Source organism: Ureibacillus chungkukjangi (genome assembly GCF_003217295.1).
GTDB classification, from domain to species: Bacteria; Bacillota; Bacilli; order Bacillales_A; family Planococcaceae; genus Ureibacillus; species Ureibacillus chungkukjangi.
This window is the reverse complement of the sequence record NZ_QJTJ01000050.1, coordinates 1-11,778: the sequence shown is the minus strand read 5'-3', so window position 1 is coordinate 11,778 and position 11,778 is coordinate 1. Positions and strand designations below refer to the sequence as shown.

The 11,778-nt window shown below is 39.0% G+C and carries 9 protein-coding genes; 6 read left to right on the top strand and 3 right to left on the bottom strand.

Features of this window, described 5'->3' with window-relative positions; genetic code table 11:
• The first annotated feature begins 179 nt into the window (after window positions 1-179).
• The 4 genes from BJ095_RS18220 to BJ095_RS18205 all read left to right on the top strand — a co-directional run bounded on the left by BJ095_RS18220 (window position 180) and on the right by BJ095_RS18205 (window position 4,432).
• On the top strand, window positions 180-1,775 hold the full coding sequence (locus tag BJ095_RS18220; RefSeq protein ID WP_107937805.1) for an ATP-binding protein: 1,596 nt from the start codon (window positions 180-182) through the stop codon (window positions 1,773-1,775).
• Window positions 1,772-2,455, top strand: coding sequence for a response regulator (locus tag BJ095_RS18215; protein ID WP_107937806.1), 684 nt, complete (start codon window positions 1,772-1,774; stop codon window positions 2,453-2,455). Before BJ095_RS18220 ends, BJ095_RS18215 begins: the two co-directional genes overlap by 4 nt.
• 227 nt (window positions 2,456-2,682) lie before the next feature.
• Window positions 2,683-3,975, top strand: coding sequence for a CitMHS family transporter (locus tag BJ095_RS18210; RefSeq protein ID WP_107937807.1), 1,293 nt, complete (start codon window positions 2,683-2,685; stop codon window positions 3,973-3,975).
• A gap of 256 nt (window positions 3,976-4,231) precedes the next feature.
• Window positions 4,232-4,432 (top strand): cold-shock protein, encoded by a 201-nt coding sequence (locus tag BJ095_RS18205; RefSeq protein ID WP_107937808.1) that lies wholly within the window; start codon window positions 4,232-4,234, stop codon window positions 4,430-4,432.
• A 152-nt stretch (window positions 4,433-4,584) separates the two neighbouring features.
• Here BJ095_RS18205 and BJ095_RS18200 read toward each other — a convergent pair whose 3' ends face one another.
• From BJ095_RS18200 to BJ095_RS18190, 3 genes are all read right to left on the bottom strand, one after another.
• A complete protein-coding gene (locus BJ095_RS18200; RefSeq protein WP_107937809.1) occupies window positions 4,585-5,508 on the bottom strand; it encodes an SDR family oxidoreductase in 924 nt (307 codons plus the stop codon).
• A gap of 50 nt (window positions 5,509-5,558) precedes the next feature.
• Window positions 5,559-7,553 carry a catalase gene (locus BJ095_RS18195; RefSeq protein ID WP_107937810.1) on the bottom strand — a complete coding sequence of 665 codons (1,995 nt, stop codon included), beginning with the start codon at window positions 7,551-7,553 and terminating at the stop codon, window positions 5,559-5,561.
• 300 nt (window positions 7,554-7,853) lie between these two features.
• Window positions 7,854-8,930, bottom strand: a complete 1,077-nt coding sequence (locus tag BJ095_RS18190) for a CdaR family transcriptional regulator (RefSeq protein ID WP_107937811.1) — start codon at window positions 8,928-8,930, stop codon at window positions 7,854-7,856.
• Between the two features lie 170 nt (window positions 8,931-9,100).
• On the opposite strand from BJ095_RS18190, the gene BJ095_RS18185 reads away from it, so the two are divergent.
• Window positions 9,101-10,228, top strand: coding sequence for a glycerate kinase (locus BJ095_RS18185; protein ID WP_107937812.1), 1,128 nt, complete (start codon window positions 9,101-9,103; stop codon window positions 10,226-10,228).
• 12 nt (window positions 10,229-10,240) lie between these two features.
• Window positions 10,241-11,587 (top strand): GntP family permease, encoded by a 1,347-nt coding sequence (locus BJ095_RS18180; protein WP_107937813.1) that lies wholly within the window; start codon window positions 10,241-10,243, stop codon window positions 11,585-11,587.
• The last annotated feature ends 191 nt before the right edge of the window (window positions 11,588-11,778 follow it).

Here is an 11,778-nt window from a genome sequence, read left to right as displayed (position 1 = left end):
ATTTAAAAAAGCTGCCGCCTGCAAAATACAGACAGCAGCTTCAACAAGTTGCCTAGGCTCTTTTTCAAAATGTCCTTTACAAAGGGTACACTTTATTGTAGAAGGTGCTTTTATTTTTATTGATACAATATTTATATATCGATAGAATAAAAGGAAACGAATATAAGAAGGTTGCTACTATGGTAAAAGTATCATTACATACAAAGATTCTGGGGCTTACGCTATCTCTAAGCTTCTTACTAATTCTTTTGTTAACATCGTATTATACATATATGAATGGCAAGCAAATCGTGGAGGAACGTGGTCGCTTAGCTTTAGAGTTATCTAAAGCGATATCACTCATGCCTTCTATCATCGACGCCTTTGAATTGGAGGAACCTTCTGCTAGCATTCAGCCCATTGTTGAGGAAATTCGGCAGAAAACAGGGGCTGAATTTATCGTTGTCGGAAATAGAGAAGGTATAAGATATTCCCATCCAAATGAATCTGAAATCGGGAAAAGGATGATTGGTGGGGATAGTAAAAGAGCTATAGAAGATGGTGAATATTATATATCCGAAGCTCGCGGTTCACTAGGGCTTTCCATGAGAGGGAAGTCTCCAATTTTTGATGAGAATGGCGACATTATTGGTGTCGTTTCAGTGGGGTATTTAGTTGAAGACATTGAAAAGCAGGTATTTAAGATTATATCTAAAGAGCTGGTTATTTCTCTAATAGCCTTGGTAGCATCCATTATAGGCAGTTATCTACTTTCAAAAAGTATAAGGAAAGATACTTTGGGGTTGGAGCCATATGAAATTGCCAATCTATATAAAGAAAAAAATGCCGTATTACATTCGGTGCAAGAAGGAATTTTATCTGTTGATAGTAAAGGCATGATAGCATCTATGAATCAACGTGCTAAAAGTCTGCTAGGCATAAGTGGTTCTGTTCGTCATACGAAAATCGATGGATTATTTCCATCAAGTCCATTATACGAAGTGTTGAAAACAGGTGAACCACAGTTTGACAAAGAAATGACATGGAAGAAAAAAACGATTATTGTAAGCTGTACACCAATTCTAGATGAAAAAAATGTTACAGGTGTTGTTGCTTCCTTCCGTGAAAAGACTGAAATCGAACAGATGATTAACACATTATCCGAAATGAAAACCTACTCAGAAGAGCTACGTGCACAGACTCATGAATTTACTAATAAACTATATGCACTCTCAGGCTTATTGCAGTTGGGTGAATACGAGGAAGCCATCAAAATGATTCAAGGCGAGACATCTGAACTGGAATTCCAAAATCAAATCGTCTTCAAACAAATAAAGGATACCAAAGTTCAAGTTATTCTATTAGGGAAATTAGGGAAGGCGTCAGAGAAAAAGGTTATATTTGAAGTTGAAGCACAGAGCTATATCGACAAACTTCCGGAACATATCAATCTTTCTCAGCTAACACTTATTCTAGGGAATATCATTGATAATGCGTTTGAGGCGGTCTATGGTACAAATTTACCAATCATCAAGTTTTTTGCGACGGATTTAGGAGAAGATATTATTTTTGAAGTGAGTGACAATGGAAACGGCATTTCGGATGAAGATATGCCTTTGTTATTTGAGCGAGGCTTTACTTCTAAAGAAGGCGAAAATCCTAGAGGGTATGGGCTTTCAAATGCGAACAGGACAGTAAATGAGCTAGGGGGCATCATAGAGGTGCAAAATGGGAAAGAAAATACTGTATTTACAGTGTATCTTCCTAAGAAACCTTTAGGAGGGGAAGAACGATGAACATTAAAGCGGTAATAGCAGAAGATGATTTTCGTGTAGCTGCGATTCATGAAAAATTCTTAGGGAATTTCAAATCAATCGAAGTTGTTGGGAAAGCGTTAAATGGGAAAGATACAATTGAATTCTTGAAGGAGCACAACCCGGAACTACTTTTATTGGATGTGTACATGCCTGACCAACTAGGTACTGAACTATTGCCAATTATTCGGAAGCAATTTCCTCATATCGATATTATTATGATTACAGCTGCTACGGATAAAGAAATTCTTCTAAATGCACTCAATTACGGTGTGGAGCAATTTTTAATCAAACCAGTTAAGAGGGAACTGTTTAATCAAACAATTGAGGAGTATCTTCAAAAGTTTAAGCTTATCGAATCAAAGCAGGAAGTAGATCAAGATTTTGTCAATCAACTCTTGAAAAAATCAACTTCATCTTCGTATGACACAAAGGAATCTAGTTTGCCGAAAGGAATCGACGAAATTACGCTAGTCAAAGTTTCAAATGTTCTAAAGTCGAGTGACTCTGGCTTGTCAGCGGAGCAAGTAAGCGAACAAATAGGTGCTTCAAGAATAACGGCAAGACGTTATCTTGAATATTTGATTACAGTAAAAGAATGCAAGGCTGAAGTGGTCTATGGTGCGGTGGGTAGACCGGAGAGAAGATATTATAAAGTATAATCAGATATAAAATCTTACTGAAGATTATTAGTGGGTACTCAAAAAATTATTGAGTACCCACTTTTTTTCAGCCAATATAAATAACTTTAGCGTGAACACAATGAACATAACTTTCGAAATGTTCTTAAATTACATTATTTTGCAATCGCTTACAATATGCGATTTCTATTTTAATATTGAGGTATGGGGAAACAGACTAGATTGCTAATTAGGGGGATGGTTTACGTATGCTTGCTTTATTAGGATTTTTAATGATTCTTGTTTTTATGATTTTAATCATGTCAGGTCGTCTTTCAGCCATGATTGCTTTGATTATAATACCGATCATTTTTGCGGTCATTGGCGGATTTGGCAGTGAAATTGGACCGATGATGCTAGAGGGTATTAAAAGTGTAGCTCCAACTGGCATTATGATATTATTTGCTATTCTATATTTTGGCACTTTAATTGACGCAGGAGTATTTGACCCAATTATTAAGACAATTCTTAAGGTTGTAAAAGGGGATCCGGTAAAAATTGCAATGGGTACTGCGGTTTTAGCCCTTTTGATTTCTTTAGATGGTGATGGTACTACAACTTATATGATTACGATTTCAGCCATGCTTCCACTCTATAAAAGAATTGGCATGAAACCGATTCTTTTAGCAGGGATTGCTGTTTCGGCTTCAGGTGTTATGAATCTTTTACCCTGGGGCGGTCCTACAGCAAGGGTAATGACTGCCTTAAATTTAGAAATGTCCGAAGTTTTCACACCAGTGATTCCTGCCATGATTGGTGGAGCTCTATTTGTAATTTTTATGGCGTTTATGCTTGGACGACAGGAACGAAAAAGAATCGGAATTATCGAAGTAGATTTTCAAGCGATGGCTCAAATGGCAGCTACGGTTGAGGCGGATTACCTTAAACGACCGAAGTTGATAATCTTTAACTATTGCTTAACAATTGCACTTTTAGTGGCATTAATTACTGAGCTATTTCCACCAGTTGCGTTGTTTATGCTAGGATTTGCGATAGCTATTACTGTAAACTATCCAAATATTAAAGATCAGAAGGAACGTGTGGCAAATTATGCTGATAACGCATTGTCTGTAGTTTCAATGGTTTTTGCAGCAGGGATTTTTACTGGAATTCTTTCAGGTACTACAATGGTAGATGCTATGGCAAATTCAGTAATTCAGTATATTCCAGAGGCAATGGGATCACATTTTGCTGTAATCACTGCTATACTTAGTGCACCATTCACATTCTTTATGTCTAATGATGCCTTCTACTATGGCGTGCTTCCTTTACTTGCTAAGGCAGGAGCCGTTTACGGGATCGACCCCGCTTTAATTGGCAGAGCGTCTCTGTTAGGACTACCAGTACATCTATTAAGTCCATTGGTTCCATCGACATATTTATTAGTTGGAATGGTAGGAGAAGATTTCGGTAAATTCCAGCGTATCTTCTTGAAGTGGGCGTTCGGTTCAACTGTAGTAATGATTGTTGTATGTATTGTGTTGGGCATTATTCCTTTTTAAAATTCTCGTGGGAAGAGCAACTTCTATAGGTTGCTCTTTATATTTATTTAATAAGAAGAAATAATGTTTATTTTATCTTTGTAACTATGCAATTGACAAATGCATTTTTAGGGTATATACTGTATTTAATAAGGTCCTCTATGGACAAGATCAATTCACCTATTACAAGAAGTAATCGTGTTTGTTCGCTACTTTTTGTAATAGGTGAATTTTTTTTCGGAATAGCTTATAATTTAATTTAATGGAGGTCATTTAAATGACACAAGGTACAGTAAAATGGTTTAACGCAGAAAAAGGTTTCGGTTTCATCGAGGTTGAAGGTGGATCTGACGTATTCGCTCACTTCTCAGCAATCCAAGGTGACGGATTCAAATCTTTAGACGAAGGTCAAAGAGTTGAGTTTGAAGTAGAAAACGGTCAACGTGGACCACAAGCTGCTAACATCGTAAAACTTTAATTTTTAATTAACATTTTACAATAGCGAAACTAGAGGAATCCTTTCAATAGGGTTCCTTTTTTTATGTCGTAAAGTGAATTTCGGATAGCGATTTCTACATTAAAAAACCAGAACAACTTCAAAGAGAAGCTGTTCTGGTTTTAAAATTGTTGTTAAGCGAAAATCTGCCCACCATTTACATGAATAATTTGCCCTGTAACATAGTTAGAATCATCAGATGCGAGATATACATATGCAGGCGCTAATTCAAAGGGCTGACCTTGACGATTCATAGGATTTCCAGCTTGTGGCACTTCTTCTGCAGAGAAGCTTGCTGGGATAAGTGGTGTCCACACTTTCCCCGGTGCGACGGCATTGACGCGAATCTCTTTGCTCACTAAATTTTTGGCTAGTGCACGTGTCATCCCGACATTGGCAGCCTTTGTCATCGTGTAATCCATCAATTTGTCGTTTCCATCGAAGGCAACAACAGAAGCCGTATTAATGATTGAGCTACCCGATTTTAAATGCTTTAATGCTTCCCGAGTTGTATAGAAGTGGGAATAGATATTGACTTTAAAGGTTTCGTCGAATTGTTCGTCTGAGATATCTAAAAAGTCCTTTTGCTCGAACTGTACACCTACGTGATTTACCAGGATATCTAGCTGGCCGAATTTTTCTACTGTTTGTGTCACGATATCAAAGCATTGTTGTTTTTCTCTTAAGTCACCAGCTAATAATAAACATTTTTGGCCAAGCTCTTCAATTCTGGACTTTGTACGTTCAGCATCTGGTTCCTCCTGTGCACCAAAGTAGGAAATGGCCACATTTGCACCTTCTTTAGCGAAGGCAATAGCAGTAGCTGCTCCAATCCCACTATCCCCACCAGTGATGAGGGCAACTTTTCCTTTTAGTTTTCCGCTGCCGAGATAATTTGGATTTTCAATAATCGGTTTAGGCTCCATCAAATCCTCAATACCAGGCTGAGCATTCTGGGTTTGTTCTGGAACGGAGAGCGTCACTTCTTGCGTTTGTGTAACTTTTTTATAGTTCGGAATTGTTGGATAAGATTGTTCGTTGTTTGATTGATTTGTCATGCTTAACTACAACCTCCTAAGATTAATGCAAATGCTTACTTTGTTATTAATTAGCCAATTGCCTTTGCACGATTCCAATGACGACCAATTCGTAGTGCCTCTAGGAAGGATTCCACCGTTTGCACAACGCCTTCATCACCAGGGATTGTTATTGGGTTTTGCATATCAGGTGCAACTAAAAAGGCAAGAGGCTTGTAATGGTTATACGTTTCCTCGATAAAATGGTTTAACTTATTTTGAGCTTTTGGTTCATCAAATTTTCCTGCTACTATAATGCCGTCATAAAGAACAGGAGAAGCTGTATCCAATGTATGGTCAACATCAAAGTTTAGGATTGCTTGTTGTTTATCACTAACTAATTCAACCGCTACTTTTTTAGCCTTTAATGTATCGATGATTGCCCCTAGATTTTCAGTTTTCTGATTGACAATAATGGCAACCTTTTTCGTTTCAGTTGAGAAGATAGGGTTCACAAACTGGCTAACTGCTGGAGAAGTTTTAGTTGTCTCAACAGGCTGAGTGATTTTTGGTGGCTGTACGCCGACATTCATCGCGAGCTGTGTTGCAAGGTCTACATCTACGTTTGCAAACATCTCAACTACCTGCTGACGGATATCACGACGAGCGACTTTTCCGACCTCAAAGCTAAAGGCTTTTAGGATATGGTCTTTTTCAATATCCGTCATACTTAGCCAGAACATACGGGCTTGTGAGAAATGATCCTCGAAGGATTCACTTCGTGCACGAACCTTCATACCCTCGACTTTTTCTTGGTAGTGCTCGTAGCCACCTTCGCTTGGTGGAACAGGAGCAGGGGTGTTTTGCTGAATCGAATTTTTATGATAGCTTACTGGGCCGACATTTATCGTTTGGCGTCCATATCCGTCACGTTGATTGTTATGGAATGGGCAAACAGGACGATTAATCGGCAGCTCATGGAAGTTTGGTCCGCCTAGACGAATCAATTGAGTGTCTGTATATGAGAATAAACGTCCTTGTAATAATGGGTCATTTGAGAAATCAATACCAGGTACAACATGGCCTACATGGAAGGCAACCTGTTCTGTTTCAGCAAAGAAATTATTAACGTTATTATTTAAAGTCATTTTCCCTAAAATACGAACTGGCACTTCTTCTTCTGGCCAAATTTTTGTTGGATCTAGAATATCAAAATCGAATTTGAATTCATCCTCTTGGGCAATCAGCTGAACACCTAATTCATACTCAGGGAAATTCCCTTGCTCGATATTGTCATACAGGTCACGACGGTGGAAATCCGGATCTTTTCCGGCAATTTTTTGTGCTTCGTCCCACACTAGAGAGTGGACTCCTAATTTTGGCTTCCAGTGGAATTTTACAAAATGAGCTTGTCCTTCTGCATTGACGAAACGATATGTGTTTACACCAAAGCCTTCCATCATTCGGAAGCTACGAGGAATGGCACGGTCCGATAGATGCCACATAATCATATGGGCACTTTCCTGATTGTTGGCGATAAAATCCCAGAACGTGTCATGAGCACTTTGAGCCTGAGGGATTTCGTTATGAGGCTCTGGCTTTACCGAGTGGATGAAATCAGGGAATTTAATGGCATCCTGAATAAAGAAGACAGGAATATTATTGCCGACTAGGTCGTAATTTCCTTCATCTGTATAAAACTTTGTTGCAAATCCTCGTACATCACGCACAGTTTCTGCTGAACCCCTAGACCCTGCAACTGTTGAGAAACGAACGAAAACAGGCGTTTGCTTGCCTTTTTCTGATAAGAATTTGGCTTTCGTAATATCACTTGCATCCTCATAGCATTCGAAAACACCATGTGCAGCAGTTCCTCGAGCATGAACGACACGTTCAGGAATACGCTCATGGTCAAAATGCGTCATTTTCTCACGGAAGTGGAAATCCTCCATAATAGTCGGTCCACGGGAACCAACTTTTAAAGAATGCTCATCCTCCGAAACCTTTAACCCTTGATTGGTAGTAAGCGGTTGATTACTGTCGTCTGATTTAAATTGATCTAACTGTTGTTGTTTTTTATTCACGATAAAATCTCCTCCAGTCTATTTAATTCTTTACAATATCGGTATTCCTTAGTATTGGATTAGATAAACTGAGACATAAGTAATGGTTATTGACCGAGAAGGTAAAGTAACCTTGATGTAAAACAGACTGGAGGAATTTTTTTGTAGTGAGAAATAAATATTTTGTACCTAGTATAAAACTGCGGTAAATGAAAAAGCCCCCGTTTCCAAATGGAAAGGGAGCTGGAAATAATAGAAGCTTTAAAGAGCGCAAAAACCGTTAAAGGGGGAATTACTCTTCTCGAAATTTTCCGAAAACAAAACTCATCGCTGTTTACTCAGCATTAACGCTAATTTCAATAGAAAGGCATCCTTGAAATTTTGCGGCTGGTAGCCAGTGAGCTCCTGTATTTTATTTAATCGATAAGTAAGGGTGTGGCGGTGAATTTGTAGGCGATCTGCACATATATTAATTTGAAGGTCGCTTTCAAAAAAGGCTTCTAAGGTATGCAGCATTTTCTCGCTTAGCCCCAACAAAGTCTTCTGTTGGAATTTCTGAACGTCATGATCATTCTTATTCTTAAGCAAAGTATAAACCTCTATTTCCTCAAAAAAGGTATCCTGTTTGAACTCTAGTGAAAAGGTAAGTGCTGTTTTGGAACCATTAAAGCCATAGCTCAGCTCACTTAAGGAATTTACGATCGGACCGATTCCCATATAAATCTCTAATTTTTTTCGTAGCTTAGCCAGCTGATTTAAAATATCCCTCAGTTGTTTGACAGCGTCCCCACACAAGCAAATGTAATATTCATTTAGCTCCAATTGTCCAAAAAGTACAGGTTGCTTATATAGGATATTTTCTAGGTTGATGGCCAAAATGTTCGATGAATGATTTCCCACCTGCTTTAGTAATATTATTTGAAACGGCTCCTTCAATAGGAAGGGAAGCTTATGTATTCGTTCCATAATCGTACTGTGCATCGGCTCATCCTCAATCAAGGCTTTAAAGATGAAGTCGCCATTTTTTCGTTGCCATTCACTTTCGCTTTCTGTTAGTACCTGATGGACCATCATTTCTGTTGTCAATTGAACTAAATTGGCTATTTCACTCAATTCATTTGGGTTACCAGTGATACCAATGACCCCAATAACCTTGTCATGATATCGAATCGGCATATTAACGCCTGGCTTGCAATTTTGAAATTGACTGGAGAGCTTTTCGTCAATGAGAAGTGGCTGGCCGATCCTCACAACCTCTATGGCACCTTCATGTATCAAATCAATTCGTTCCTTATCTCCAGAAGCTAAAATAACACCGGTTGGACTTATAACATTAATATTATGATGCAGTCTTAACATGGTTTGATCGACAATTTCCTCAGCTAGCTTGATAGATAACATTTTATACACCCCGTATAAAAAAGATACTGTACTAATACAGTTATATTGTACACCTAACATAATGCAAATTTCCATAGATTCTCAGTATAATATTTGTAAGCGCTTAACTAATTTTACTAGAAAAGTATTTATGCAATATAAATAATCGGTTATACGAAAGGAGCGAGAGGATGAAGGTTATTATTAGTCCAGACTCTTTTAAAGGAACGTTAACAGCACTTGAAGCAGCACAAGCAATAGAAAAAGGCGTAAAACAAGTAAATGAAGACGTTGAAACGATACTGATGCCAGTAGCTGATGGCGGAGAAGGAACAGTAGACGCACTAGTGTTAGCAACGAATGGCCACTATGTGAAAACAACTGTACTAGACCCATTAGGACGAGAAATCGAAGCTTCCATTGGCGTACTGGGGAATCAGACGACTTGTGTCATTGAAATGGCTTCCGCTTCAGGGATTATGCTGTTGCATAACAATGAACGGAACCCTCGTGTAGCCTCAAGCTATGGTACTGGGCAATTGATTAAGTATGCATTAGATCAAGGGTTTCGAGATTTTATCATCTGTATTGGGGGGAGTGCCACAAACGATGCAGGTGTCGGAATGCTGCGAGCACTAGGGCTTCGTTTACTGGACCGAGATGGACGTGATGTACAAAAAAACATTGATGGCTTATTTGACATAAGAAGGCTAGATTTTACGAACTGGGATGCTAGATTAGCAGATAGCAAAATTTCAATTGCCTGTGATGTCGATAATCCATTAGTGGGTGAAAAGGGCGCATCCGCCATATTTGGCCCACAAAAAGGCGTTCAAGAGGGTGAAGTTTTGTACTTTGACCAGGCGCTCACTTACTTTGCAGATGTTGTAGAGAAAGAAAAGGGAATTCGTCTGCATGACTATAAAGGAGCTGGTGCTGCTGGGGGAATGGGTGGCGCTTTAATCGCCTTCCTAAATGGAGCGTTTCAACAAGGAATTCAGCTTGTTCTTGATGTGATGAAGTATGGCGAAAAAATTCAGGGGGCAGATTTTGTTGTCACTGGGGAAGGGAAATCGGATAGGCAAACGCTGCATGGAAAAGCGCCTTATGGAGTTCTAGAATGTACAAGGGAATCCGGGATACCGACTGTGCTACTTTCAGGCTGTATCGAAGAAAGTGATAAAGAGCAATTAGCTGAGCACTTCCAATATATTTTTTCCGTAGCGAGTGATTCGATTTCAACTGAGAAAGCGATGTCAGAAGCAGCGAGCAGTTTAACACAAAAATCTTATGAAGTGTTTCAAAAATTAGTTAACTAAGGGGGAAAAGGTATGTTGTTCTTGATTATTTTATTAGGGGTATTATTCGTTGTATTTGCAACTGCAAAGCTAAAGCTTCATCCGTTTTTAGCATTGATTCTGAGCGCATTCTTCGTAGGGATTGCATCAGGCATGCCGTTGTTAGATGTTGTATCTAATATAACTGGCGGTTTTGGTAGCTTAATGACAAGTATCGGGATTGTCATCGTTGCCGGTACAATGATTGGGGTAATTTTGGAGCGTTCTGGAGCGGCTCTTCGTATGGCAGAGGTAGTACTTCGAGTAGTTGGGCCGAAACGTCCACAGCTGGCAATGACCATTATCGGATATATTGTATCAATTCCAGTATTCTGTGATTCTGCATTTATTATTTTATCAAGCTTACAGAAATCATTAGCAAAACGTGCAAAAGTAACAGTAGCTTCTATGGGTGTTGCATTAGCAACTGGTTTATATGCAACACATGTTTTAGTACCACCAACGCCAGGTCCTATTGCGGCAGCTGGTAATATTGGAGCATCCAATTATTTAGGAACAGTCATTATCGTCGGGTTAATCGTAGCCATTCCAGCTGCATTTGTCGGATACTTATGGGCTGTGAAGGTAGCGTCTAAAATTCAAGTACCTCTAGATCAGGAAGAAGCAATGGATTATGATGAAATAATCAAATCCTTTGGTGAAATGCCTTCTACATTTAAAGCGTTTCTTCCTATCGTATTGCCAATTATTCTAATCGGTATTGGTTCAGTGGCATCTCTAGTAGGTGACCCAGAGTCTGGCGTCAATATGTTCTTTAGATTTTTAGGTAGTCCAGTAGTGGCATTACTTTTAGGCGTATTTGCAGCATTCCCATTACTGCCGAAGTTAAATGAAGAAACATTAACGGGTTGGATTGGCGATAGCTTAAAGGATGCAGCGCCAATTTTACTAATCACTGCAGCCGGGGGATCATTTGGCACAGTAATTAAGGAAACTGGTGTAGGTGACCTGCTTCAGCAAATGGATTTAGGTGCATTAGCAACAGGTTCGTTGTTCTTACTTGTTCCATTCCTGATCGCAGCAGCTCTTAAAACAGCACAGGGTTCATCAACAACGGCTCTTGTCATCACATCAACTTTAGTCGCGCCAATGTTAGTAACAGCCGGCGTAGAAGGTGCACTTCCATTAGCCTTAGTCGTAATGGCAATCGGTGCTGGTGCAATGACTGTTTCCCACGTAAACGACAGCTTCTTCTGGGTTGTTACACAATATAGCGGGATGGAAGTAACGCAAGCCTATAAAGCACAAACAATGGCGACACTATTACAAGGTGTCACAACGATTGTGTTTACGATTATTTTGTGGTTGATATTTGTATAACTAGTCAAAGCATACTTGCATAAGTGCAAGTATGCTTTTTTCAAATTATCTATATATGTTTGATTAAAAATCCCGTGTCTCTAGAAAATTCTGTTATTCAATGTAGTGTAGTGCTTTAATTTAAAAATTTTTAATTGGATACAGAGTAAAATCCCTGCTTTCAATATAAAAGTAGGGATTTTTGGCGTTTT